Annotated in this window: 23 protein-coding genes; 12 read left to right on the top strand and 11 right to left on the bottom strand. The window is 56.0% G+C overall.

The window, feature by feature from the left end:
• The first annotated feature begins 2 nt into the window (after nucleotides 1–2).
• The 7 genes from gspH to CAG65_RS14540 are packed head-to-tail and all read left to right on the top strand — an operon-like array spanning nucleotide 3 to nucleotide 5,055.
• On the top strand, nucleotides 3–584 hold the full coding sequence (gene gspH, locus CAG65_RS14570; protein WP_021704663.1) for a type II secretion system minor pseudopilin GspH: 582 nt from the start codon (nucleotides 3–5) through the stop codon (nucleotides 582–584).
• Complete coding sequence (gene gspI / locus CAG65_RS14565; protein ID WP_021704662.1) at nucleotides 574–927, top strand: type II secretion system minor pseudopilin GspI; 354 nt, start codon at nucleotides 574–576, stop codon at nucleotides 925–927. The genes gspH and gspI overlap by 11 nt, the downstream gene beginning before the upstream one ends.
• Nucleotides 914–1,591, top strand: a complete 678-nt coding sequence (gene gspJ, locus CAG65_RS14560; RefSeq protein ID WP_021704661.1) for a type II secretion system minor pseudopilin GspJ — start codon at nucleotides 914–916, stop codon at nucleotides 1,589–1,591. Before gspI ends, gspJ begins: the two co-directional genes overlap by 14 nt.
• Nucleotides 1,578–2,603 (top strand): type II secretion system minor pseudopilin GspK, encoded by a 1,026-nt coding sequence (gspK, locus tag CAG65_RS14555; protein WP_021704660.1) that lies wholly within the window; start codon nucleotides 1,578–1,580, stop codon nucleotides 2,601–2,603. The genes gspJ and gspK overlap by 14 nt, the downstream gene beginning before the upstream one ends.
• Complete coding sequence (gspL, locus tag CAG65_RS14550) at nucleotides 2,572–3,792, top strand: type II secretion system protein GspL (RefSeq protein WP_161454112.1); 1,221 nt, start codon at nucleotides 2,572–2,574, stop codon at nucleotides 3,790–3,792. The genes gspK and gspL overlap by 32 nt, the downstream gene beginning before the upstream one ends.
• A gap of 8 nt (nucleotides 3,793–3,800) precedes the next feature.
• On the top strand, nucleotides 3,801–4,292 hold the full coding sequence (locus tag CAG65_RS14545) for a type II secretion system protein M (protein WP_021704658.1): 492 nt from the start codon (nucleotides 3,801–3,803) through the stop codon (nucleotides 4,290–4,292).
• Between the two features lies 1 nt (nucleotide 4,293).
• Nucleotides 4,294–5,055 carry a type II secretion system protein N gene (locus CAG65_RS14540; RefSeq protein WP_161454111.1) on the top strand — a complete coding sequence of 254 codons (762 nt, stop codon included), beginning with the start codon at nucleotides 4,294–4,296 and terminating at the stop codon, nucleotides 5,053–5,055.
• Between the two features lie 61 nt (nucleotides 5,056–5,116).
• On the opposite strand, the gene cysQ is transcribed toward CAG65_RS14540, so the two are convergent.
• From cysQ to CAG65_RS14520, 4 genes are all read right to left on the bottom strand, one after another.
• A complete protein-coding gene (cysQ, locus tag CAG65_RS14535) occupies nucleotides 5,117–5,944 on the bottom strand; it encodes a 3'(2'),5'-bisphosphate nucleotidase CysQ (protein ID WP_021704656.1) in 828 nt (275 codons plus the stop codon).
• A gap of 25 nt (nucleotides 5,945–5,969) precedes the next feature.
• Nucleotides 5,970–6,515, bottom strand: a complete 546-nt coding sequence (gene nudE, locus CAG65_RS14530; RefSeq protein WP_161454110.1) for an ADP compounds hydrolase NudE — start codon at nucleotides 6,513–6,515, stop codon at nucleotides 5,970–5,972.
• 151 nt (nucleotides 6,516–6,666) lie between these two features.
• The gene (gene nfuA, locus CAG65_RS14525; protein ID WP_161454109.1) at nucleotides 6,667–7,254 is read right to left on the bottom strand and encodes a Fe-S biogenesis protein NfuA; all 588 of its coding nucleotides are present in this window, start codon (nucleotides 7,252–7,254) and stop codon (nucleotides 6,667–6,669) included.
• Nucleotides 7,255–7,352: 98 nt separating this feature from the next.
• On the bottom strand, nucleotides 7,353–8,045 hold the full coding sequence (locus tag CAG65_RS14520) for a phosphoribosyltransferase family protein (RefSeq protein ID WP_021704653.1): 693 nt from the start codon (nucleotides 8,043–8,045) through the stop codon (nucleotides 7,353–7,355).
• 87 nt (nucleotides 8,046–8,132) lie between these two features.
• Between CAG65_RS14520 and bioH the strand changes: the two genes are divergently transcribed.
• Together bioH and CAG65_RS14510 are read left to right on the top strand one after the other, a co-directional pair.
• Complete coding sequence (bioH, locus tag CAG65_RS14515) at nucleotides 8,133–8,900, top strand: pimeloyl-ACP methyl ester esterase BioH (protein ID WP_021704652.1); 768 nt, start codon at nucleotides 8,133–8,135, stop codon at nucleotides 8,898–8,900.
• A gap of 98 nt (nucleotides 8,901–8,998) precedes the next feature.
• Complete coding sequence (locus CAG65_RS14510; RefSeq protein WP_021704651.1) at nucleotides 8,999–9,469, top strand: hypothetical protein; 471 nt, start codon at nucleotides 8,999–9,001, stop codon at nucleotides 9,467–9,469.
• A 72-nt stretch (nucleotides 9,470–9,541) separates the two neighbouring features.
• Here the strand turns inward: CAG65_RS14510 and CAG65_RS14505 are convergent, their stop codons facing one another.
• On the bottom strand, nucleotides 9,542–11,860 hold the full coding sequence (locus CAG65_RS14505; RefSeq protein WP_161454108.1) for a Tex family protein: 2,319 nt from the start codon (nucleotides 11,858–11,860) through the stop codon (nucleotides 9,542–9,544).
• Nucleotides 11,861–12,108: 248 nt separating this feature from the next.
• Here CAG65_RS14505 and CAG65_RS14500 point away from each other — a divergent pair, with 248 nt between their 5' ends.
• On the top strand, nucleotides 12,109–13,983 hold the full coding sequence (locus CAG65_RS14500; RefSeq protein ID WP_021704649.1) for a putative ATP-dependent zinc protease: 1,875 nt from the start codon (nucleotides 12,109–12,111) through the stop codon (nucleotides 13,981–13,983).
• Nucleotides 13,984–14,011: 28 nt separating this feature from the next.
• Here the strand turns inward: CAG65_RS14500 and greB are convergent, their stop codons facing one another.
• A complete protein-coding gene (gene greB, locus CAG65_RS14495; protein ID WP_161454107.1) occupies nucleotides 14,012–14,488 on the bottom strand; it encodes a transcription elongation factor GreB in 477 nt (158 codons plus the stop codon).
• A 151-nt stretch (nucleotides 14,489–14,639) separates the two neighbouring features.
• Here greB and ompR point away from each other — a divergent pair, with 151 nt between their 5' ends.
• A complete protein-coding gene (ompR, locus tag CAG65_RS14490) occupies nucleotides 14,640–15,359 on the top strand; it encodes an osmolarity response regulator transcription factor OmpR (RefSeq protein WP_021704636.1) in 720 nt (239 codons plus the stop codon).
• A gap of 83 nt (nucleotides 15,360–15,442) precedes the next feature.
• Nucleotides 15,443–16,741 carry a two-component system sensor histidine kinase EnvZ gene (gene envZ, locus CAG65_RS14485; RefSeq protein ID WP_161454106.1) on the top strand — a complete coding sequence of 433 codons (1,299 nt, stop codon included), beginning with the start codon at nucleotides 15,443–15,445 and terminating at the stop codon, nucleotides 16,739–16,741.
• A gap of 44 nt (nucleotides 16,742–16,785) precedes the next feature.
• Here the strand turns inward: envZ and CAG65_RS14480 are convergent, their stop codons facing one another.
• The 5 genes from CAG65_RS14480 to rpoZ form a co-directional block, all read right to left on the bottom strand.
• Complete coding sequence (locus CAG65_RS14480) at nucleotides 16,786–18,174, bottom strand: uracil-xanthine permease family protein (protein WP_021704634.1); 1,389 nt, start codon at nucleotides 18,172–18,174, stop codon at nucleotides 16,786–16,788.
• 225 nt (nucleotides 18,175–18,399) lie between these two features.
• The gene (recG, locus tag CAG65_RS14475) at nucleotides 18,400–20,511 is read right to left on the bottom strand and encodes an ATP-dependent DNA helicase RecG (RefSeq protein WP_337247562.1); all 2,112 of its coding nucleotides are present in this window, start codon (nucleotides 20,509–20,511) and stop codon (nucleotides 18,400–18,402) included.
• Nucleotides 20,512–20,576: 65 nt separating this feature from the next.
• The gene (gene trmH, locus CAG65_RS14470) at nucleotides 20,577–21,263 is read right to left on the bottom strand and encodes a tRNA (guanosine(18)-2'-O)-methyltransferase TrmH (protein ID WP_021704632.1); all 687 of its coding nucleotides are present in this window, start codon (nucleotides 21,261–21,263) and stop codon (nucleotides 20,577–20,579) included.
• Nucleotides 21,264–21,331: 68 nt separating this feature from the next.
• Nucleotides 21,332–23,452 (bottom strand): bifunctional GTP diphosphokinase/guanosine-3',5'-bis pyrophosphate 3'-pyrophosphohydrolase, encoded by a 2,121-nt coding sequence (gene spoT / locus CAG65_RS14465; protein WP_161454104.1) that lies wholly within the window; start codon nucleotides 23,450–23,452, stop codon nucleotides 21,332–21,334.
• A gap of 51 nt (nucleotides 23,453–23,503) precedes the next feature.
• Nucleotides 23,504–23,776, bottom strand: a complete 273-nt coding sequence (gene rpoZ, locus CAG65_RS14460; protein ID WP_021704630.1) for a DNA-directed RNA polymerase subunit omega — start codon at nucleotides 23,774–23,776, stop codon at nucleotides 23,504–23,506.
• Nucleotides 23,777–23,855: the final 79 nt, after the last annotated feature.

Below are 23,855 nucleotides of genomic sequence, written 5' to 3'. Positions count from 1 at the left end.
CTATGTCTCGTTCACGTGGTTTTACCTTATTGGAAGTGTTGCTGGTGCTGGTGCTGATGGCCGTCAGTGCCGTGGCAGTGATCGCCACATTACCACCCAGCCGTGATGAAGCGGCCAAGGACGACGCACAGAGTCTTTTCCAGCGGGTACAGCTTCTTAATGAAGAAGCGATGCTGTCCGGAAAGGATTTTGGTCTGAGAATTGATGAAAAGCGCTCGCGCTATCAGTTAATGAGCCTCAACGACGAAGGCTGGCAAGCGCTCAAAATGGATGGCATCAAAGCCGATACCCAGCTGCCGGAAGGCGTGGCATTGCAAATGACTCTCGGCGCCGACAGCTGGCGTGATGATGACCGGTTATTCAAACCGGGATCGCTGTTCGATGAGGACATGTTTGCGGACGTCGAAGAGAAAGACAAGCCGCGTCCGCCGCAGATTTTCATTCTGTCCAGCGGAGAGCTGACGCCAGTGCGGGTCACCTTCTATCCGGGTGATCGCGACGCGGCCAGCGATGGCTGGAGTGTGGATATTCAGGAAAACGGAGAAATCCGCCTGTTGGCTCCGGGAGAGCAAGATGAGAAGTAACCGGGGCATGACCTTGCTGGAAGTGTTGGTCGCACTGGCCATTTTCGCCACCGCCGCGATAGCGGTGATTCGCGCCGTGACGCAACACATCAATACCATCAGCTATCTGGAAGAAAAAACCTTCGCCGCGATGGTGGTCGACAATCAGGTGGCGCTGGTGATGCTGGATCCAAAATCGCTGCGTGAGCGCAGCGGCGAAGAAGAATTAGCTGGTCGTAAGTGGTTTTATAAGGTAGCACCGGTGAAAACCGCCGATACCTTGCTGAAAGCCTTTGATATTAGTGTGGCGACCGAAAAGCAGGGGGCGCCTTTGGTGACGGTACGCAGCTATGTCGAAAACTAATCCGTTGCGTGGCCGCCGTCAGCGCGGTTTTACTCTGATTGAAGTGCTGGTTGCGATTGCCATCTTTGCCAGTCTGAGTGTGGCGGCTTATCAGGTGGTCAGCCAGGTACAGCGCAGCAACGAGATTTCCCTGCAGCGCAGTGGCCGTCTGAGCGACATTCAGCGCGCCCTGGTGGTGATGGATGCCGATTTTCGTCAAATGGCGACCCGGTTGTTTCGCACTGACGGCAGTGAAGCGGGTGAGCGCCTGATTGACTGGCGCGATTACCTGCTGGACTCGGACAGCAAAGGGGTGATGTTTACCCGTCTGGGCTGGATTAACCCTCAGCAACAGTTTCCGCGTGGTGAGGTGACCAAAGTTGGCTACCGTATCAAAGAGCAGACGCTTGAGCGGGTGTGGTGGCGTTACCCTGATACGCCGGCCGGTCAGGAAGGACTGTCGCGCCCGATACTGACGGACGTCGAATCGTTCACCCTGAGCTTTTATGATGGCAACAAATGGGGCGAATCCTGGGAGCAGACCGATTCGTTGCCTGCCGGGATCAAAGTGGTTCTTGAGCTGAAAGATTACGGCAAAATTGAACGGGTGTACCTGATTGCGAGTGGCAAAATCCAGCGCAGTGGTGGCACGAAACCGGAAGGGGGCAGCGATGGCACGAGCTAGACCTGCTCAGCGCCAACGCGGCGTCGCTTTGATTGTGATTCTGATGCTGCTGGCGATCATGGTGTCGATCGCGGCGACGATGTCCGGACGCCTGTTTACTCAGTTTAAGCGCGCGGGCAATCAGCTGAATTATCAACAGGCTTACTGGTATGCCATCGGTGCTGAGTCGCTGGCCAAAGCGGGGATTGAACAGAGTTACCAAGACAGTGACACCATCAACCTGTCGCAGCCATGGGCACTCGAAGAGCAAACCTACCCGCTCGATTATGGCCGGCTGAAAGGACGCATCCTTGATCGGCAGGCGTGTTTTAATGTCAACGCTCTGGCATCGGTGGAGTTCAATCCAGCCGATACAGGGCGTCCGTATCTGGTGTCGGTACTGAAAAATCTGCTCACCGAACTGGAGGTGGATGACTATCAGGCGGAAGTTATGGCGGACTCGACGTGGGAGTTTGTCGATAAGAATGATGGCATCAACAGCCAAAGTGGTGTGGAAGACGCTTTCTATGAAGGACTGGCGCCGCCGTACATGGCCGCCAATACTTTACTGGCGGATGAGAGCGAATTGCGCGCCGTCAACCAGATGAGTGGCGAGGCCATGACCAAACTGGCTCCATATGTGTGTGCGTTGCCGGCCGACGACTGGCGCTTAAACATCAACACCTTAGAACCGGAACAGAGTAAGCTGCTGATGGCAATGTTCAGCCCGTATCTGAGTGATTCAGATGCGAAAGCCATTCTGGAGAGACGCCCTTACGATGGCTGGGCCAGTGTTGAGGATTTCCTCGCTGAGCCCGCGATTGCATCCGTGGATGAGAATGTACGTAAGCAGGCCAGGCAGTATCTGGCGGTGGACAGTGCCTACTTTGAGCTTGACGCCGAAGTGTTGGTCGAGGAGTCCCGGGTCAGAATACGTAGCCTGCTGTATAGTGAAAACAGAGAAACTGCAACGGTAATACGCCGTCGCTTTGGAGGGATCAGTGAGCGAGTTTCTGACCGTTCGACTGAGTAGTCAAAAAGACACACCAATCCCTTGGTTGGTGTGGTCAACCAATCAAAATGAAGTCATCGCCAGCGGTGAGCTGGCCGACTGGACGCAGTTATCTGACCTGACCGGCTACGCCGCGCAGCGCACAGTGATCGTGTTGGTGTCGGCGCGCGATGTTGTGCTGACAGACGTCGAGATCCCAGCCGGTGCATCGCGCCAACTGGACACCATGCTGCCTTATTTACTCGAAGACGATCTGGCTCAGGATGCGGATGAACTGCACTTTACCCAGCTGGCCCGTCAAGGCTCACATGCATACGTGTGTGGCCTGGATCGTAACTGGCTGCGTACCCTGCTTGATGAGCTGCGTGAGCATCAGATTGACGTGAAAAAAGTGTTGCCGGATGTGCTGGCATTGCCAGAGTACCCTGAAGGCATCAGCGCCGCGCAGCTGGGTGAGCTGTGGCTGTTACGCAAAGGTCCTTACCGCGCGTTGAGTATTGAATCCGAGTGGTTGCCTATTCTGGCCGCGTCGGAATGGGTGAGTGATGATGACGGCGAAGCGCCGTTAGCACTGCGATCCTACAGCGCGTTACCGGAGCTGAATCTGAGTGAGGGTGCGGATTGGCGTTGTGAACAGCCCGCGCTGATCATGCAACTGCTGACGGAACATGCGATCAGCAGCAAAGTGAATCTGCTCAGTGGGGAATTTAAACCCAAGTCATCACTGCTCAAACACTGGCGTCTGTGGCGTCCGGCGGCTGTCGCAGCAGGATTACTGCTGGTGACGTCGTCGGTGTACGCGGTCTTGCAGATCCAGCAGTATGAAGCGCAGGCGCAGCAGTACCGCGCTGAAAGCGAACGTATCTTCCGAGCAGCGTTACCGGGCAGGAGCAAGATTCCGACCGTGGGTTACCTCAAACGCCTGATGGAGCAAGAGGCCAACCGTTTGTCGGGCGGTAATGCAGAAGACTCGATTCTGGTGGTGATGACCAAGATGACGGACACCTTCCGCAACAGCAGTGACATGCAGTTGCAGAGCATTCGCTACGATGGCAACCGCGGCGAAGTGCTCCTGCAGGCTCAGAGCAAAGATTTCCAGAGTTTTGAAAAAGCGCGTGTCGAACTGGCCAAGCACTTCAGCGTTGAGCAGGGACAACTGACCCGATCTGGTGAAGTGGTCAATGGCTCGTTCGTACTCAAACGTAAGTGAGGTGACAGATGAAACAATTATTGGCCACCGCACAAGCCTGGTGGCAAAGCATTACGCCGCGCGAGCAGCGTCTGGTCATGATCGGCGGAGCTTTGCTGGTGCTGGCTGTGCTGTACTGGGGGATCTTGTCGCCGTTGCATCAGCGTGCGGCGGAAGCAGAAGCCCGCATTTCGACTGAAAAACAGTTGCTGAGCTGGACGAGGGAAAAAGCCAACCAGATCACCACGCTGCGTGCCAGTGGCGGGGTTACCAGTTCCACTCAGCCGCTCAACCAGATTGTCTCTTCCACAGCCGGACGCTATAACATTGAGCTGATCCGGGTGCAGCCGCGTAGTGAGATGCTCCAGGTGTGGATTCAGCCTGTGGCGTTTGACCAGTTCCTGAACTGGGTGTCTCACCTCAAAAGCGACTTTGGGGTCGAAGTTGAGTTTCTCGATATTGAACGCGCCGACAAGGCTGGTGTGGTAGAGATTAAACGCTTGCAGTTTAAGCGAGGATAGGATGACGAAAAAAATCTGGTTACTGACCGGTGGGTTTGTTCTGGTCAGCGTGATCAGTATTGTGGCCCATGTGCCGGCCGCATTTGTACTCAGACAAGTGACGCTGCCCGCGCCACTGCAAATCGAAGGCATATCTGGCACGGTGTGGCAGGGCAAAGCACAGTCCGTCAGTTGGCAGCGTCAATCGCTCGGTGAAGTCCGCTGGTCGCTGAGCGGCTGGAAACTGCTGATGGCTCGCTTGGAAGCGACGGTGCGTTTTGGCCGTGGCAGTGATTTAGGGATCAACGGTAAAGGCGTGCTGGGGTATGGCTTTGGTGGTGCGTACGCACGTGACCTGGTGACCTCGATGGCGGCTGAGAATGCATTGCGCTATGCACAAGTGCCGTTGCCAATTGGCGTGTCTGGTCAACTGGTCTTGACGATTGATGACTGGCGATACCAAGCACCGTATTGTGCCCGCGGTGAGGGTGAGCTGGCCTGGGGACAGGCGGGGGCTCAGACGCCGCTTGGTGATCTCGATCTGGGGCCGGTGGTGGCAACGATCCGCTGTGAAAACAGTTCGCTTAGCGTGGCCGGTCAGCAGAGCAGCGCTCAGGTCAGCAGCGAGTTTTCTGCCGAGCTGCAAGCCAATCAAAGTTACACCAGTCAGGCGTGGTTTAAACCCGGCGCAGAGTTTCCGGGTTCACTGCAAAGTCAGTTACGCAACCTGCCGAAGCCGGATGCTCAGGGACGCTATCAGTTCAGTCAGGGTGGCCGACTATAACCTGCCCAGCGAGCAGCAAAAAGACAATAAAAAAGGGCGACTCAGGTCGCCCTTTTTACGTTCAGTCTTTCACTTTGAGGATGTCATCCCACGGCAACTGCTCATCGCCCAACACAATAAAGTTGGGGTTTTCCAGTGTTTCGCGTTCGTTGTAAGACAATGGTTCGAGAACCGTGCTGAGAATGCGCCCTCCGGCTTCTTCGACGATGCACTGGGTGGCAGCGGTGTCCCATTCGCCCGTCGGGCCAAGGCGCAAATAGCAGTCCACGGCTCCTTCCGCGACCAGACACGCTTTGAGGGCAGCCGAGCCGAGCGGCACCAGATCGTAGTTCCAGCGGCTGCTCATGCGGCTGGTGATGCGATTGATGTCCTGGCGGCGGCTGATGGCAATGGCGATCGACTGGTTCAGGCTTTCGTGTTTGTGGGTCGTGATGCGCACGCTTTCGCTCATGTCCGGGATCTTCCAGGCGCCTTTGCCGTGATAGGCGTAGTACGTAACACCAGAGACCGGGCCGTACACCACACCCATCACCGGACGGTGGTTTTCGACCAGTGCAATGATGGTGGCAAAGTCGCCACTGCGGGCGATGAATTCTTGAGTGCCGTCGAGCGGGTCGACCAGCCAGTAGCGATCCCAGTCTGCCCGCTGGGCCAGACTGATGTTGGCCGCTTCTTCAGACAGCACCGGAATGTCCGGCGTCAGTTCGCTGAGACGTTCAGTGATCAGCTTATGCGCCGCAATGTCAGCACTGGTGACCGGCGTTTCATCGCTTTTGGTGTACGCTTCATACTGTTTTTTCTGATAAATATCCAAGATCAGCTGACCCGCAGAACGGGCGATTTCGATCACGCTGGGCAGCAGATGGGACAAGTCTTTCGTTATCGGCATATCGGTTCCTATAACCCTGCTGTTATTATTTTAGATGACGCAGGGCAAGTAGTAGCGCAGTGATGCTGCGTGCTTCACAAAAATCGAGGTGGGTAAGCAACTCTTCGGCCTGCGCCAGAGGCCAGCGCACAATTTCCAGCGGTTCGGGCTCGTCCCCTTCCAGACGCTCAGGATAGAGATCGCGTGCAACAAACAGCGTCATGCGACTGGAAAAGTACGACGGCGCCAGGACCACCTCTTTGAGGGGCATCAGGCTGCGGCAACCGAATCCGATCTCCTCTTTGAGCTCACGGTCAGCCGCTTGCTGTGGGGTTTCGCCCGGATCAATCAGACCTTTGGGAAACCCCAGTTCGTACCGCTCAGTGCCGGCGGCGTATTCGCGCACCAGCAGCAAATCGCCCTGTTCGGTCAGTGGAACCATCATGACGGCATTTCGGCCGCTGGGCTTCATGCGTTCATAGGTGCGTTCCACTCCATTACTAAAGCGCAGGTCAAGGGATTCTATGGTAAATAAGCGGGACTGAGCGACGGCTTGTTTCGCCAGAATGTCCGGCGTTTTCTTTCCTGTCATTACGCTCGCTCCTTTGCAGGGAAAAGTGTTCTTAATATATGAGAAAAGCCGTGTGCTTGAAAAGAGCAGATTGTGACCAAAGACGAGTTTCTCTCAGATAAAGAAAAGGTTGGCGTATGACGGCCAACCTTTTGCTCACAATCGCGTGCGATCAGTAGTAAGAATGCTCACCGCGATCATGTTCGGTCGCATCGCGCACTGCGGTCAGTTCGCCTTCGAACTGTTGCAGCAGCTCTTTCTCGATGCCTTCTTTGAGTGTGACGTCCACCATAGAGCAGCCGTTACAACCGCCGCCGAACGAAACGATCGCGACACCGTCTTCGGTGATTTCAATCAGATTCACGTGACCGCCGTGGCTGGCCAGTTGTGGGTTCACCTGTGTCTGGATGGCGTACTCAACACGTTCTGTCAGCGGCGCGTCATCAGACACTTTACGCATCTTGGCGTTCGGCGCCTTAAGGGTCAGCTGAGAACCCATTTTGTCGGTGACAAAATCGATTTCGGCATCTTCCAGAAATGGCAGGCTGAGCTCGTCGACGTAAGCCGAGAAGCCGCTGAACGCCAGCTCTGTATCGGTCGCTTCCACCGCTTCTGGCGGGCAGTAAGACACACCACATTCTGCATTCTGAGTGCCCGGGTTGACCACAAACACGCGAATGTTAGTGCCGTCCGGTTGCTGGCTCAGCAGGTTGGCAAAATGGGACTGGGCAGATTCTGTAATAGTAATAGTATTTGACACGACGAATACCTGAGTAAATTTGTAGGCTATTTAACCACCATTCTACTCCTGTGAATTCTGAGATCTAGCCCTTTGCGCATAAATTAGCGTTGTCTGAACTAGTCACCGGGCTCAGGAGTGCGGCACAGGCAGTAAATATCAACAGTTTCTGCGCCGGCATCAAGCAGTAATTTGCACAATTGCTGCACGGTACTGCCGGTGGTTACCACATCGTCCACCAGAGCTATGTGACGTACGCTCGGCGCACGCGACAAAACAAACGCCCGGCGGAGGTTGCGGCTGCGTTCGGCTTTGCTCAGTCCCTGTTGCTGTACGGTGGCCCGACAGCGCTGAAACAGCGGCTGATAACGACTGTGTGGCCATTGCCGGATCAGTTGAACGGCGAGCAATTCACTCTGATTAAATCCGCGCCATGCGTGGCGGCGCCAGTGCAGTGGCACCGAGGTCAGGAGCGGTGCCGGGGTCTCGATCTGAGGCGTGAGCAACTGCGCCAGTGGCGGGCTTAGCCAGAACTGACGGCGGTATTTAAAGCGGTGCACGTATTCCGACAAGGGGGGCTGATAATCGCCGATGCAGTAGAGTCGGTTCCACAAAGGCGGGCTGGCAAGACACTGACCGCATTGCTCGACGGGTATCGGGGTCGGCAGGCCGCAGCGCTGGCAGCGCGGACGGGGAGCAAAATACCGCTGACAGTGACGACACCACAGCCGATTATCGGCGGACAGACGGCACAAGTCGCATTGCGCGCCGCCCAAACAGAGCATGGCGTTTTGCCACCAGTGGGATAACATAAGCGTTTGCCAGAAAGCGGTCAGTGCAGACCATGATGCACTGACCACCGAACACAATGCATGGTTTTAGTCGGAGAGGGTGCGAGCATGGCTGCAGAATTGTTTTGGCAGAGTCAGGGACAGGGCGACGATTTGGTGCTGGTGCACGGCTGGGGAATGAACGGGGCCGTGTGGCATCAGACCGTGGAGGTGCTCAGTCATCACTTTCGGGTGCATGTGGTTGATTTGCCGGGTTACGGTCACAGTGCCCATTTGCATGCGGCCACGTTAGATGAGATGACCACCTTGCTGCTTGAGCGGGCACCAGAACGCGCCATTTGGGTCGGCTGGTCGCTGGGCGGGCTGGTGGCGACGCACATGGCGCTGCATCATCCTCAGCGGGTGCGCAAGCTGGTGACGGTCGCCAGTTCGCCAAAATTTGCCGCAGAGCGACCATGGCGCGGTATTCAGCCCTCGGTACTGACTGCGTTTACCGATCAGTTGATGGAGGATTTTCAAACCACCATCGAACGTTTCATGGCGTTGCAGGCGATGGGCAGTCCGTCGGCCCGGCAGGACGTTCGCCAGTTGAAAGAGGCGGTGTTGTCCCGCCCGGCCCCGAATCCGGACTCCTTGCTGGCCGGCCTGACGATGCTGGCGGACGTCGATTTACGCCAGCATCTGCCGCACATCAGTGCCCCGATGCTGAGGTTGTATGGCCGTCTGGATGGGTTGGTCCCGGTTAAGGTCGCCAGTGATCTGGACAATCTGGTGCCCGACAGCGACTGTTTTGTCTTTACTCAGTCGTCGCATGCGCCGTTTATGACCGAACTGGACAGCTTCTGTCAGCAAATTGTCCAATTCAGTCACAAATAATTGTTAAATATTTGAGCAATCCGGCCGATACCAAGTCTAACCCGGGAGATATGCCTTAGCATGCATTTCGGGTGGGCGATACTGAGGAGGTTTCGGCTATGATCGTGTCACCGACGAACGTGAGTGTGCCACTTATCGCCCCATCGGTGAATGTCCAGACAGAGCAGGCAGCTCGTGACAATAAAGTTCGCGAACCTGTGGTGCCGACCATGGCGCCGGCGAAGTCAAATGCGGAACGTAAGATCAACGCGGACGAGAAACGTCGCAGAAGCACTTCCTGGGATCCGTCGGAGCATCCTGGCTACGAACTGGAACCGGAGCAAGAGGTGGACGCGGACGAACGTGACCCGCCGCGCAGCGCGCTAGAACGGCTGTTTAGCCTGTTGGCGCTGGAAACTTACAGTCAGTATCAGGGCAAAGGGTATGCGATGCGTTTTCGCCTGCCCAAAACCATCATCGATGCGGCGATAACCGAAGGACAGATGGCACGCAGGCGTGTGGTTATTAAATACCACTATGGCCATGCTGTGGCCCCTAACACGCCATCTGAGATTATAGCGGTGCTGTAGACATCAGTGTTTCGATGTTTATCGCGAACAAGAAAATACCCACGCATGCGTGGGTATTTTTTTCGGCCGGGATTATTTTTTCGCTTTAGCGAAAGCGGCGGCAAATGCACCGCCCATGGCGTTGTTTTGCGGCTCATCCCGGCGGCGTTGTTCGCGGTTGTTTTCCTGGCTGCGCGGGCGCGCAGCACTGGAGCGCTGATTGCGGTTATCCTGTCCTGGTTCATCACTGAGGCGCATGGACAAACCGATGCGTTTGCGCTGCACGTCCACCTCCATCACTTTGACTTTGACAATATCCCCGGCCTTGACCACGTCTCGTGGGTCGGATACGAATCGATCCGACAGCGCGGAGACGTGCACCAGTCCGTCCTGATGAACGCCAATGTCGACAAACGCGCCGAAATTGGCCACGTTGGAGACCACGCCTTCGAGAATCATGCCAGGCTCCAGATCGGCGACGGTATTGACGCCGTCGGCAAATGTTGCTGTCTTAAACTCCGGACGCGGGTCACGCCCCGGTTTGTCCAGCTCACGGATAATGTCGGTCACGGTCGGCACACCGAAGTGGTCGTCGGTGTAATCGACCGCATGCAAGCCGCGCAGGAAGTCGGAGTCGCCGATCAGGCTCTGTACCTGCTTGTGGTTTTTCTCTGCGATGGCTTTGACCACCGGGTAGGCTTCCGGGTGCACTGACGAGGCATCAAGCGGGTTCTTTCCGTCCATGATGCGCAGGAAACCGGCACACTGTTCAAACGCTTTTGGCCCCAGACGTGCGACTTTTTTCAGCGTGGTGCGGGACTCAAAGCGGCCGTTTTCGTCGCGGTAGGCAACGATGTTGTCAGCCAACGTGGTCGACAGGCCGGCGACGCGGGTCAGCAGTGCTGCTGATGCTGTATTGACGTCCACTCCGACGGCGTTGACACAGTCTTCCACCACCGCATCAAGGCGCTTGGCAAGCAATGTCTGACTGACGTCGTGCTGGTACTGACCGACACCGATGGATTTCGGATCGATTTTCACCAGTTCCGCCAGGGGATCCTGCAGGCGGCGGGCGATTGACACCGCGCCCCGCAGTGACACGTCCATGGCCGGGAACTCTTTTGCCGCCAGTTCGGAGGCCGAGTACACCGATGCTCCAGCCTCACTGACCATGATTTTCTGTACTTTGAGGTTGCCACGTTGGATCACGTCAGCCACAAAGGCATCGGTTTCGCGCGACGCCGTGCCGTTGCCGATCGCAATCAGATCCACATTAAATTTGCGTACCAACTGGTCCACGACCTGCGCGGCGCGGTCGTACTGATTCTGTGGAGGATGTGGGTAAATGGTTTCGGTGGTCAGCACTTTCCCGGTGGCATCCACCACGGCGATTTTCGAGCCGGTACGCAGGCCCGGATCGAGGCCGAGCGTCGCGCGTGGACCCGCGGGTGCTGCCATCAGCAGATCTTTCAGGTTGGTGGCGAACACGTCGATGGCCTCAATTTCCGCGCGCTCTTTCATGGCGCCCATCAACTCGGTTTCCATGTGCATCGACACTTTGATGCGCCATGCCCAGCTGATGACCTGCTTACGCCATGCGTCAGCCGCCGCATTGCTCAGCGTGATGCCGTAGTGATCGGCAATCAAAGTTTCACAATAGGACTGACGCACACCTTCTTCCTGAGCCGGATCGGCATTCAGTGCCAGGGTCAGAAAGCCTTCGTTGCGGCCACGTAACATCGCCAGCGCGCGGTGAGACGGCACTTTGCTGATCGGTTCATTGTGTTCGAAATAGTCTTTGAATTTTTCGCCTTCGCGCTCTTTGCCTGCGACAACCCGGGCCACCAGTTCGGCGTGTCGGGTCAGATGGGCGCGGATCTTCTCCAACAGGTTGGCGTCTTCAGCGATGCGCTCCATGATGATCGCACGTGCACCATCCAGCGCGGCTTTGATGTCTGTGATGCCTTTGTCATCCGCCAGATACTTGGCCGCTTCACTGTCAGGGTCAGTCTGCGGTGTGTGCCACAGCGTGTCCGCCAGCGGCTCCAGGCCGGCTTCGATGGCGATTTGCCCCTTGGTACGGCGCTTCGGTTTGTACGGCAGATACAGGTCTTCCAGTCGCGTTTTACTGTCGGCCTGACGGATGTCTTGTTCCAGCTCCGCTGTCAGTTTTCCCTGTTCCTCAATCGATTTGAGGATGGTTTGACGACGTTCGTCCAGCTCACGCAGATAGGACAGGCGGCTGTCCAGCGTCCGCAGTTGGGTATCGTCCAGTCCGCCGGTGACTTCTTTTCGGTAGCGGGCAATAAAGGGGACGGTGTTACCGTCATCAATCAGAGTGACAGCGGCGTTGACCTGCTCAGGGCGTACATTCAGCTCCTGGGCAATCAAGTGACAGATAGCTTGGCTCATCCGTGGTTTCTCTTTTATTCGGGTGTATTGGCAGCCGATGCACGGCGTGGGTATTTCCCACATTGGGGTGCGTCGGCGTTTTTCCAACGATTTTACATTTGGTCGCCGGTTTTTGCGCTTAAATTACTTATCTCAGGTGGATATTGGTTATATTTGTGTCAAAACTGTAATCAAATTCAGAACTTATCGGCTATGGGGGAACTCATAGTTACTGTGTTTCACTTATCCGACAGTCATGGATTCTCCTCATGAAGAAAGTTTCTCTAGCCCTTGCCCTGTTCAGCACCGCGTTATTCACCCCGATGTCCTGGTCTGGCGATCTGCAAGCCACCACCCGCGATCCGGTGTACAAAATCGACAACGAGTTGGTGCTGGGGCGAACTGAGAATGTCTATTATAACGACATTCCGCAACTCAAGGGCGTTCCGTTCACGGGCAAAATTGACACTGGCGCCGATACCACCTCAATGCATGCCGAGAATATTCACGTCATCAGTCAGAACCCCAAGTATCAGCATCTGAAAGACGATGCCCTGATGGAAGCTGTGGTTGAGGACATGGACAAACGTCACGGCAAGTGGGAAGACGCCATGTTCAAGCCGTACCGGGTTCAGGTCTCGTTTGAAGTACGCCATCCGTACACTGGCAAAGTCATCAAAATAACCGATGACATTGAGCGGATTGCGATGATCCGCAGCCGTACCAATGACAAACCTATCCTGCGGCCGACCATCAATCTGCCACTGACCATCGCCGGGCACACGGTTAACACTGACGTGAACCTTGCGGATCGTTCCGGTTTCTCTGCTCCGGTGTTGATCGGAAAAACCTTCCTTGAGAACAATGCCTGGGTGTTCGCCGGTTACGATTACCTGCAGGGCCTGCCACAAGCTCAGGTGATTGGCAAACACGAGACCGTTAACGTGGGCGGTTTACCGTACAAAACCAGTTTCTCATTGAAAAACAATTATTCGATTGCCAATGCCAAAGACATTCAGGTGGATAAAAAAGCCCGCCAGGTGTCGTTTACGCTGATCGGCAGCAACGGGCAGCGCAAAGCGATGACGCTGCCGCTGGTGAAAATGCTGCGTGTGAGTGGCACGGCGCGCCCGCTGGTCTACCTGCCGGTTAAGCTCAATGACACCCAAACCGAGCACTGGCTGGTGTATCTGCGAGATCGCAGTCACCTCGATACCCAATTGCGTATTGGTCTGAACACCACCAGCCGATATTTTGTTATCGATTCCGGACGGGAGAATCTACTGCGTGGCGGCGAAAAGAGCTACAACAATGCGCTTAAGAGTCATCCGCTGGTGGTGTCACCTGAGGAAGAGATCGAACTGGACGGCGTGACGTTGCGCGCGGAACCGTCGTTTGCGGTCAACACTCCCTTGCTGCGGGTCAGCAGTTTTGAGCTGGTGGAAGGCAAGAAGCCGCAGGTCGAATTCTATCTGCCCGATGGCAAAGGCGGTGAGCAGAAAGTGGTGAAAGAGGTGATCAAAAACATCGTGGTGGGTGAGTCGACCCGGCCGATTGTCGAAGGTGAGTTCACGTTTGGCGGCGAGACACGCACACTGGCATTTGCCGTTGATGTCGTGGAGAAAAAGGGCCAGAAGCCGTATTTCACGTTGGGACAAAAAATGGCCAAAGGCGGAGTGCTGGTCAATACCCGCGCTGAGAACCTGCTGGATGTGCACCCGCTGTTTCGCGCCGGTCACATTGAAGTGGCGCAGGTGGAAGGGCTCAGTTTTCCAGTCAAACTGGATACCGGGGCGGACATCAGTTCAATCAACGCACAGGACATCAAGCAGTTCGACAAAGACGGTAAGAAAATGGTCACTTTCACCTACGAAAACGATCTGGGGATGAAAAAGCAGTTTACGCGCGAAGTGGTCGATGTGATGCGCATTCGTGCCCGGGACGGTGAAAAAGCCAACGTGCGCCCGGTGGTCAAGATGCGGGTCAGCCTGGGGGGAATTGAGAAAGCGATCCGGGTCAATTTGCAAGATCGCAGCCGGTTCCATTACAGCATGATTCTGGGGCGCAATTTTCTTAAGTACGGGGCGGTGGTCAGCAGCGATAAAGATTACATCGTGACGGACAAGCCCGCCTCGGAACAATAACGTCAAGCCCCGCGGTGCGGGGCTTTTTTTACTCCTGATAGCGGATGCTATTGACGAACCACTCTTTCTCGCCATCCGGGGTGCGCACAGTGAATTCGTCGTCGACCGCTTTTTTGAGGATCGCCCGTGCCATCGGTGAGTCGATCGAGATGTAGCCTTTGGCGTCGCCATAGATCTCGTCTGGACCGACGATGCGAAACTGCATCCGCTCGCCAGCGTCATTCTCAATTTCGACCCAGGCGCCAAAAAACACCTGGCCTTCCTGCTGCGGAGAGTAGTCGACCACTTTGACCTGTTCGAGGCGCTTTCTCAGATAACGGACACGGCGATCAATTTCTCGCAAGCGCTTCTTGTTATACTGGTAGTCCGCGTTCTCACTGCGGTCGCCCAGACTGGCGGCCCAGGTGACTTTTTTGGTGACTTCAGGGCGCTCTTCTCTCCATAGAAAGTCGAGCTCTTTTTTAAGGCGATCAAAGCCTTCTCGGGTAATCAGATTGGTTTTCATATTGTTGATGCTATCAGATTGCAACCTGCGGATACATTAGCTAAAAAAGACATAAACGTTAACAATTCTTTAAGCGACTTTTCGCGAACGGGTGGTACATTGCATACTGCCATCCTGTCTGGGCAATGGGTTTATTTGGTGGAGTCTTTACATGCAAGAAAACTTTAAGATCCTCGTGGTCGATGACGATGCACGTTTGCGTGCGTTGCTGGAACGTTACCTGTCGGAACAAGGTTTCCAGGTACGTAGTGTGGCAAACAGTGAGCAAATGGACCGTCTGTTGACGCGTGAAAACTTCCACCTGATGGTGCTGGATCTGATGTTGCCGGGCGAAGACGGTTTGTCGATCTGCCGCCGGCTGCGCAACGCCAACAACATGTTACCGATCCTGATGCTGACTGCCAAAGGTGATGAAATCGACCGGATTGTCGGTCTGGAAGTCGGCGCGGACGATTATCTGCCTAAGCCGTTTAACCCCCGTGAGTTGCTGGCACGGATCAAAGCGGTATTGCGTCGTCAGGTGATTGAAGCGCCGGGCGCTCCGAGTTCTGAGGAATCGGTGGTGGAATTCGGTGAGTTTCGCCTTAATCTCGGAACCCGAGAAATGTTCCGTGGTGATGAGCCTATGCCACTGACGTCTGGTGAGTTTGCGGTGCTTAAAGCCCTGGTGACCAACGCGCGTGAGCCGATGTCACGCGACAAGCTGATGAATATGGCGCGTGGACGGGAGTACTCCGCCATGGAACGCTCGATCGACGTGCAAATCTCGCGTTTGCGCCGCATGCTGGAAGTCGACCCGAGCAAACCTCGTTACATTCAGACGGTGTGGGGGCTGGGCTACGTCTTTGTCCCCGACGGTAAAGAAGCGTAAGCTTGACCTTCCGGCTCCGGTTGCCCGCGCAACCGGAGCTTTTTGTTTGTCTTCCTGCTCCAATTGGCTCTCAAGGTAATGTTATGCGTATCCGCAGCTCGTTGACTCAATCCATTTTGTTGCTGATCACTTTGCTGATCGCCAGCCAGGTCTATTCCTACTACGCGGTATTTAATTACGCACTGTTGCCGAGTTTGCAGCAATTCAACAAGATTCTCGGCCATGAAATTAACCTGATGCTGGATGATTCTGAGGAGCTCAATGCCGGGCTGGATGCGCCGCAGCGTCGCCGGGTGCTTGAGCAGTTGGGCGTGACGATACATCCGGAAGACAGTCCGATTGCCGAAGAGTACCGCCATGCGGTCAGTATTGATCTGATGAGTGAAGAGATGAGCCAGGAGCTCGGGGTTCCGACCGATGTGCGCATGATGCTCGGACAGGAAAGCTACATTCTGTGGATGAAAACCGATGCTTTGCCGGGCGCGTTGATCCGCATTCCGCTCTCGGAGTTACAGGAAGAAGACTTTGCGCCGCTGTTTCGTAACAGCCTGATCATGGCGCTGCTGATCGTCGCCGGTGGCTGGCTGTTTATCCGGTTGCAGAATCGGCCTTTGGTGGCGCTTGAGCGTGCCGCTAAGGACGTGGGCCGGGGCGAAATCCCACTACCGCTGCCAGAAAAAGGCGCCACGGAGATCCGCTCGGTCACCCGGGCGTTTAACCAGATGTCAAAAGGCATTCAGGCGCTCGAAGAAGACCGCGCGCTGCTGATGGCCGGCATCAGTCACGACTTACGCACGCCGCTGACCCGCATTCGGCTGGCGACGGAAATGATGTCGCCACAGGACAGTTATCTGGCGGAAGGCATCATCGGTGACACCGAAGAGTGCAATGAGATCATCAGTCAGTTTATGGATTACCTCAAACCAGTCAATCAGCAGAGCTTTGAAGCGGTCAGCCTCAATGATTTGGCCCGCGACGTGGCGACGTCGGAAGGGGGGTATGAAATTCAGGTTGAAACGGAGCTGAATCCGCAGATGAAAGATGCCATCGGCAGCCCCATCGCGATCAAGCGCGCGATCAGTAATCTGGTGGTGAACGCCATTCGCTATGGCAACGGCTGGGTAAAAGTCAGCACCGGCATGACGGCCGACAATAAACTGGCGTGGGTGTGTGTGGAAGATAATGGCCCGGGGATTGAAAACAGCCAGATCGGTAAGTTGTTCGAACCTTTTACCCGGGGCGACACCGCGCGGGGCAGTGAAGGGACCGGATTGGGGCTGGCAATCGTGAAGCGGATTGTCAGCCAGCATCGCGGCGCTGTGGTGGTGAATAACCGCTCACAAGGCGGACTCAAAGCTCAGATCAGCTTTCCAACCCGTTAAACTCCCTCAAGCGCGCGGCCGCGGGCCTGAGGGAGTCGGAATGGTTAGGACTCCGTTGCGCGCTCGCGCTCTGCATCGGTCAGTTTTTCCGGCAGCAGCAGATTGAGCACGATTGCGGTGATGCCACCGGCGGCGACGCCGGAGGAGAAGATGCTCTTAATGAACTCGGGCATGAACTGGAGGATTTCCGGTTTCTGCGCGATGCCTAGCCCCATAGAAAACGACAGAGCCATGATCAGAATTGCGCGGCGGTCGAGCTCCACGCGGGAGATAATGCGCACCCCGGCAGCGGCGATGGTGCCGAACATCACTATGGTTGCGCCGCCCAGCACAGGTTCCGGGATAAGCTGGACAAAGCTGGCCACGCCAGGAAACAGGCCCAGCAAGACCAGCATGGCGGCGATGAAGTAGCCTACATAACGGCTGGCCACACCGGTCAGCATGATCACCCCATTGTTCTGACTAAAAGTGGAGTTCGGGAAGCTGTTTAGCAGCGCCGCCAGGGCGGAGTTTAACCCGTCAGCCAGTACGCCGCCTTTGATGCGTCGCATGTAGACCGGGCCTTTGACCGGCTCGCCAGATACTTCTGAAGTCGCGGTAATGTCACCAATCGCCTCCAGCGCCGTGATAAGGAAAATCAGTACCAGCGGAATAAACAGCGACCAGTCAAAGCTCAGTCCATACTGCATGGGAACCGGCAATGCGATCAGCGCGGTGTCGCCCAGTTGTGAGCTATCAACCATGCCCATGAAATAAGCCAGCAGGTAACCGACCAGCATGGCAATCACAATCGATGCGACCCGAATGTACGGGTTGCGGGCGCGGTTGAGCAGGACGATCAGCCCCAGTACCGTACCCGCCAGCGCCAGTTTGTCCAGGCTGCCGAACGTGCCATCACCGAGCGCCGCATATCCGCCGCCCATTGAAACCAGACCAACCTGGATCAGCGTCAGGCCGATCAGGGTCACCACAATTCCAGACACCAGGGGAGTGATCACCCGGCGTGCGTAATCCAGCACGCGTGACAGCAGAATTTCAGCAAATGAGGCCACCAGAATGGTGCCGAAAATCGCCGCCATCATGGTCGACAGATCCGCGCCGCCCGCTTTCAGTGCCAGCCCGGCACCGATGATTGGGCCGAGGAAGTTAAAGCTGGTGCCCTGCACGGACAACAGCCCGGAACCGATCGGCCCAAAGGTCCGGATCTGGATAAAAGACGACAGGCCGGACGCGAATAATGACATGCTGATGATGGTGTTGGTTTGCTCGGCCGGCACACCAAGCGACTGGCAGATGATCAGCGACGGGGTAATGATGGCGACAAACATGGCCAGCAGGTGCTGCAGGGCAGCGAAAAGGGTTTGCGGTAGCGGTGGTTTATCGTTGAGCTGATAAACCAGGTCGGTATGTCGCGAAGCGTTGTGGTTAGCCATGGAAATTTCCTGTCAGAGCACCACTGATATTCGCTGAATGGGGACATCAGTGGGAGCCGGCACGTTATCTGTGATTGCTGTTAATCAGGGCCGGATCAGCGTGGAGCACATGCGGAGTCGGGTCCGCGCGAAAAATTGGCCGGAATTATAAAAGGTTTTTTATTAAAAGCAAACGTTTGCCTTGTGAGGGGAAAAGGGGAGCTGTGGCGATATTGGTTGGAAAAATCACGCCTTGGCGTACACGTCGCGCTCACCGAGCCAGCGCTCGATAATGGCCGTGGCGTTGTCTGGATATTGCTGGTGAATGTAGCGGGCGATGCGCTGAACTTCCGGGATCAGGCGCTGATCGCGGACCAGATCGGCAATTTTGAAATCCGCCAGTCCGGTCTGTTTAGTGCCGAGCAGTTCGCCCGGTCCGCGAATTTCCAGATCGCGCTGGGCAATCACGAAACCGTCATTGCTTTCGCGCAGCACCCCCAGACGCTTTTGCGCCGTTTTGGACAGTGGCGCGTGATAGAGCAGCACACAGTGGCTCGCCACCGAGCCCCGGCCGACGCGCCCGCGTAACTGGTGCAACTGAGCCAGGCCAAGTCGCTCCGGGTTCTCAATGATCATCAGGCTGGCATTGGGTACGTCTACCCCAACTTCAATCACGGTGGTGGCGACCAGCAGGTGGAGGTGATTGTCTTTGAACGCTTGCATCACCGCTTGTTTTTCGGCCGGTTTCATTCGGCCGTGGACCAGACCGATCTTAACGTCCGGCAGTCGGCGTTGCAGCTCTTCGGCGGTGTCAGCGGCGGCCTGCGCTTCCAGAACTTCGGACTCGTCAATCAGGGTACAGACCCAATAAGCTTGTTTGCCTTCGTCAAGACAGGCATGGCGGACACGCTCAATGATGTCGTCACGCTTGGTGTCCGGGATGGCGACCGTCTGAATCGGTGTCCGGCCCGGTGGTAATTCATCGATCACGGAGGTTTCCAGATCCGCGTAGGCGGTCATGGCGAGAGTGCGCGGGATAGGGGTTGCGGTCATGATCAACTGGTGAGGATACGCGCCTTGTCGGGCACCTTTCTCACGTAATGCCAGGCGCTGATGTACCCCGAAACGGTGTTGTTCATCAATGATCACCAGGGCCAGGTGATGGAACGCCACGTGTTCCTGAAACAGAGCATGGGTGCCGACCACCATCTGCGCTTCTCCGCTGGCAATCCGCGCCAGCTCGGCCTCTTTGGCTTTGCCTTTCAGTTTGCCCGCCAACCAGCCGACCTGAATCCCCATGCTTTCAAACCAGTTGGAGAAATTGAGTGCATGTTGCTCTGCCAGCAGTTCGGTGGGCGCCATCAGGGCGACCTGATAACCGTGCTCAATCGCCCGCACGGCCGCCAGCGCGGCCACCAGTGTTTTGCCTGAGCCAACATCGCCCTGCACCAGACGCATCATCGGGTGTGGCTGCGTGAGATCCGCTTCAATTTCTTTCACCACCCGTGACTGGGCTCCGGTCGGCGTAAAGGGCAACTGTGCCAGTAACCGCTGCTTGAGTTGTGAGGCGTCGGGCAGCGGCAGTGCCGCATCACGCTGGCCTTGGCTGCGTACCGCCAGCATCGACAGATTCTGTGCCAGCAGCTCTTCCATGATCAGCCGGATTTGTGCCGGATGACGCCCCTGATCGAACTGGTCGAGATCGATGTCAGGCGGTGGCCGGTGAATGGTATGCAGAGCCTGAGCCAGCGTCAGTTGGTGGTCGTAAAGTCCGGTTGGCAGCAGTTCCTGCACCGCCGCTTTGTCCAGCAGTGCCAATGCCTGATCGGTCAGATTGCGTAAGGTGACTTGTCTCAGACCATCGGTGGTGGGGTAGACGGGTGTCAGGCTTTGCTCGACGTCCGGCTGACGTTCTGGCGCGTAAAACTTGTAGTCAGGGTGGATAATTTCCAGCCCCATATTGCCGCGTTTGATTTCACCGTATGCGTGCACCAGTTTGCCTTCGGCAAAGTTGTTTTTCATCGCGGCGGTAAAATTGAAAAAACGCAGCGTGATGGTGCCGTTACCGTCACTGAGTTTGACCGTCAGCATCTTGCGCCGGCCAAACAGGGTATCAACCGCCATGACTTTTCCCTGCACGGCGGCCCACAAGCCCGCATGCAGCTTGGCTACCGGGTAGACACGGGTACGATCTTCGTAACGCAGCGGCAGATGAAATAACAGGTCCTGAACGGTGTTGAGCCCGACTTTCGCCAGTTTTTCAGCCACTTTGGCGCCGACCCCGGACAGGGATGTTAGCGGAATAGCGGACAGTAACTGGGACATACGGGCTCTCTCGTTTTCGCGGTCAGTGGCGATAGTTAACCATTGGGCTGTGTTTTTGTACAGGAAAATTCACCCCAGTGTAGCCTTAGAGCTGAGGGTTATTTGCGCTGCATCTCCTGCCACCACTGTGGTTCGGCCACGATCTGACCGTCATCATCCAGAGGTGGATAGGCTAAGCCTTTGCGTTTGGCGACTTTGGCCAACACCGGGTGGCCGCGTTCAAACAAGGTACGGTGAATCTCATCGGCCGGCACCTGACTGGCGTCATTGTCGTACATCCCGGCGGCACTGCGTTGTCGCTGGGCTTCATAGAGGATAACCGCACTGGCAACGGACACATTGAGGGATTGCACCATGCCGAGCATCGGAATGATGATGTCCTGATCCGCGAGACGTTTGGCGGTCTCTGAGGCCCCGGCTTTCTCACTGCCGAGTATGATGGCGGTCGGCTTGGTGTAGTCGATGTCACGAAAATCCACCGCGCTGTCGGACAAATGGGTGACCAGCACCTGCATGCCCTGACGTTTCAGCTCGCCGATGGCGCTTTCGATGTCATCGTGGGTGTCAACTTCCACCCAGTTACGCGCCCCGGCAGAGGTGTGGCTCAGCGTACGCATCTTGTCATTCGGCCAGACCGCATGAATGCGGTGCAGTCCGGTGGCGTCAGCGGTGCGGATCACCGCGGAAACGTTGTTGGGTTTGTGGACTTCTTCCAGACACAGGGTCAGATCGGTCTGGCGGGCTTTCAGCACCTGCTGAATGCGTTGATAACGTTCAGGATTCATAATTGGAGAAGGTTGCTCGCTAGGACAATACCATGCCCCTGACGGGTCAGGGGCATGAGTAACAGCGGTTAGTGTTTGCGGCGACGAACTTTCAGCGTCTGCGGCATGGCCTTAATCTTGCGCATGATGCCCGCCAGATGGACGCGATCTTTGGTCGTCAGCGCCACCGTCACGGTGTACAGGCGACCATCGCGTTCTTCGGTCGACAGGCCATGGATGTTAGAGCCAGTCTGCGAGATGACATTGGTCAGCTCGGCCAGAGCGCCTTGACGGTTTTGCATGTCCACCAGCAGCTCAGTAATGAACTCCTGATCGTAGTCACGTGACCATTCCACCGCCATGTACTTATCCGGTTCGCGCTGGTAGCCGCGTACGTTCGGACAGGTTTCACGGTGGACCACCAGGCCTCGGCCCGGTGAGACGTGGGCGATGATGTGATCGTCCGGAATCGGATGACAACAGTTGGCGAACGTCAGCAAAATGCCTTCCGCACCGCGGATCGGCAGTTTTTTCTTCGGCTGGCCGTCTTTGCCCATCACTTCCGTCAGTTCATCGGCATTACCCAGCAGACGACGGGCAATCACGATGCTCATCAGTTCACCCAGACCGATGGCTGCCAACAGATCGTCGGTCGAGCCGATTTTAAGGTCGGTCAGAACGTGTTGAATGTTGTCGTCACTGATGTCGCTGAGCGATTTTTCGCCCAGTGCATGGTTGAGCAGGCGGCGGCCCAGGGTGATCGACTCTTCCCGGCGCATGGTCTTGAGAACCTGACGGATCTTAGTGCGGGCACGGGAAGTCACCACATAGTTGAGCCAGGCGGCGTTAGGACGAGCGCCCGGGGCGCTGATGATTTCGATTGTCTGGCCGTTTTTCAGCGCTTTGCTGAGTGGGTACGGGTTGCGATCCACACGCGCGCCGACACAGGTGTTGCCGACATCGGTGTGCACCGCGTAGGCAAAATCGACCGCGGTCGCGCCGACCGGCAGTTCAACAATGCGGCCTTTAGGCGTGAAGACGTAGATTTCGTCCGGGAACAGATCCGATTTCACATTTTCGATGAACTCAAACGAGTTACCGGCACTTTGCTGCAGTTCCAGCAGGCTCTGCATCCAGCGCTGCGCTTTGATCTGCGCCGTGGTGCCGGATTTGTCGCCTTTGTCTTTGTACGACCAGTGCGCGGCGACCCCTTTGTCCGCCATTTGATCCATGTCTTCGGTTCGGATCTGAACTTCGACCGGTACCCCGTGCGGGCCGACCATCGAGGTATGCAATGATTGATAGCCGTTGGCTTTCGGGACCGCGATGTAGTCTTTCATGCGTCCCGGACGTGGTTTGTACAGGCTGTGTACCTGACCAAGTACCCGGTAGCAGGTATCGGCATCGTCCACCACCACACGGAACGCGTAGATATCCATAATGGTGTGGAAGCGCTGTTCTTTGCTCTTCATCTTGTTGTAGATGGAGAACAGATTCTTCTCCCGGCCGAAGACCCGCGCTTTAAGGCCGACTTCCTGCAGTCGCCCTTCAATTTCAAGATGGATCCGCTGGATCATCTCTTTACGGTTCCCCCGTGCCGCTTTGACCACTTCTTTCAGAACGCGGTAGCGGTTCGGGTACAAGGCTTCAAAGCCCAGCTCTTCCAGCTCGGTTTTGATATTGTGAATACCCAAACGGTGGGCCAGAGGAGAATAGATTTCCAGGGTTTCGCGCGCGATACGGCGTTTTTTGTCCGGACGCAGGGCACCCAATGTGCGCATATTGTGGGTCCGGTCGGCCAGCTTGATCAGAATGACGCGGATATCCTGGACCATGGCGAGCACCATCTTACGAAAGTTCTCGGCCTGGGCCTCTTTGCGATCGCGAAATTTAAGCTTATCCAGCTTAGAGACACCGTCTACCAGCTCCGCCACCGTCGCGCCGAACTGGGATTCCAGCTCTTCTTTGGTGACATCACAGTCTTCGATGACATCGTGGAGCAGTGCCGCTTGCAGCGTTTCGATGTCCAGGCGCATTTCCGCCAGGATCCGGGCTACGGCGACAGGGTGGATGATGTATGGTTCACCGCTTGAGCGGGTTTGCCCTTCATGGGCATCTCTCGCTACCACATAAGATTGACGCAGAGCCTCAATCTGAGGCTCTGTTAGGTATTCTTGGGCAACGTCTTTGAGGCTATCGAATAGATACAAATTTCAGGCCCGGAAGGTTAGGTAAATCGAAGCGCGTCTTGCGACAACCGCTTAGCGGCTGTGTGCGATGCTGCTAACCGCAGCCAGTTCAGCGGCTTCTTGTTCTTGCTGTTCCTGACGCTCACGTGCATCAAGAACATCCTTAGTGATCAGACCTTCTTCGATTTCGCGCAGAGCGATAACCGTTGGCTTATCGTTCTCTTCCGGCACTAGTGAATCTTTACCGCCAGTTTGCATTTGACGAGCGCGGCGAGCCGCAATCAGAACAAGGTCGAAACGGTTGCCAATTTTTTCAACAGCGTCTTGTACAGTTACGCGTGCCATGAGGACTCCAATAAGTTACTTAAATTTAGAATGACGAGAAATTATACAACCTAACTTGTTTATATTCTAGCAATTAGGT

It is taken from the genome of Vibrio sp. V39_P1S14PM300, from assembly GCF_009904765.1.
Lineage (GTDB): Bacteria > Pseudomonadota > Gammaproteobacteria > Enterobacterales > Vibrionaceae > Vibrio > Vibrio proteolyticus.
Note: the sequence above shows the minus strand (reverse complement) of the source record. Positions and strands in the feature narration are given on the sequence as shown.

Excerpts from the sequence above, each read along its gene's own strand:
- cysQ (WP_021704656.1), bottom strand. The coding sequence starts at position 5,944 with ATGCCGATAACGAAAGACTTGTCCCATCTGCTGCCCAGCGTGATCGAA.
- CAG65_RS14545 (WP_021704658.1), top strand. The coding sequence starts at position 3,801 with ATGAAACAATTATTGGCCACCGCACAAGCCTGGTGGCAAAGCATTACG.
- gspI (WP_021704662.1), top strand. The coding sequence starts at position 574 with ATGAGAAGTAACCGGGGCATGACCTTGCTGGAAGTGTTGGTCGCACTG.
- CAG65_RS14510 (WP_021704651.1), top strand. The coding sequence starts at position 8,999 with ATGATCGTGTCACCGACGAACGTGAGTGTGCCACTTATCGCCCCATCG.
- CAG65_RS14540 (WP_161454111.1), top strand. The coding sequence starts at position 4,294 with ATGACGAAAAAAATCTGGTTACTGACCGGTGGGTTTGTTCTGGTCAGC.
- envZ (WP_161454106.1), top strand. The coding sequence starts at position 15,443 with ATGCGTATCCGCAGCTCGTTGACTCAATCCATTTTGTTGCTGATCACT.
- rpoZ (WP_021704630.1), bottom strand. The coding sequence starts at position 23,776 with ATGGCACGCGTAACTGTACAAGACGCTGTTGAAAAAATTGGCAACCGT.
- CAG65_RS14500 (WP_021704649.1), top strand. The coding sequence starts at position 12,109 with ATGAAGAAAGTTTCTCTAGCCCTTGCCCTGTTCAGCACCGCGTTATTC.
- gspJ (WP_021704661.1), top strand. The coding sequence starts at position 914 with ATGTCGAAAACTAATCCGTTGCGTGGCCGCCGTCAGCGCGGTTTTACT.
- gspH (WP_021704663.1), top strand. The coding sequence starts at position 3 with ATGTCTCGTTCACGTGGTTTTACCTTATTGGAAGTGTTGCTGGTGCTG.
- CAG65_RS14480 (WP_021704634.1), bottom strand. The coding sequence starts at position 18,174 with ATGGCTAACCACAACGCTTCGCGACATACCGACCTGGTTTATCAGCTC.
- trmH (WP_021704632.1), bottom strand. The coding sequence starts at position 21,263 with ATGAATCCTGAACGTTATCAACGCATTCAGCAGGTGCTGAAAGCCCGC.
- bioH (WP_021704652.1), top strand. The coding sequence starts at position 8,133 with ATGGCTGCAGAATTGTTTTGGCAGAGTCAGGGACAGGGCGACGATTTG.
- ompR (WP_021704636.1), top strand. The coding sequence starts at position 14,640 with ATGCAAGAAAACTTTAAGATCCTCGTGGTCGATGACGATGCACGTTTG.
- gspK (WP_021704660.1), top strand. The coding sequence starts at position 1,578 with ATGGCACGAGCTAGACCTGCTCAGCGCCAACGCGGCGTCGCTTTGATT.
- greB (WP_161454107.1), bottom strand. The coding sequence starts at position 14,488 with ATGAAAACCAATCTGATTACCCGAGAAGGCTTTGATCGCCTTAAAAAA.
- CAG65_RS14505 (WP_161454108.1), bottom strand. The coding sequence starts at position 11,860 with ATGAGCCAAGCTATCTGTCACTTGATTGCCCAGGAGCTGAATGTACGC.
- nudE (WP_161454110.1), bottom strand. The coding sequence starts at position 6,515 with ATGACAGGAAAGAAAACGCCGGACATTCTGGCGAAACAAGCCGTCGCT.
- CAG65_RS14520 (WP_021704653.1), bottom strand. The coding sequence starts at position 8,045 with ATGTTATCCCACTGGTGGCAAAACGCCATGCTCTGTTTGGGCGGCGCG.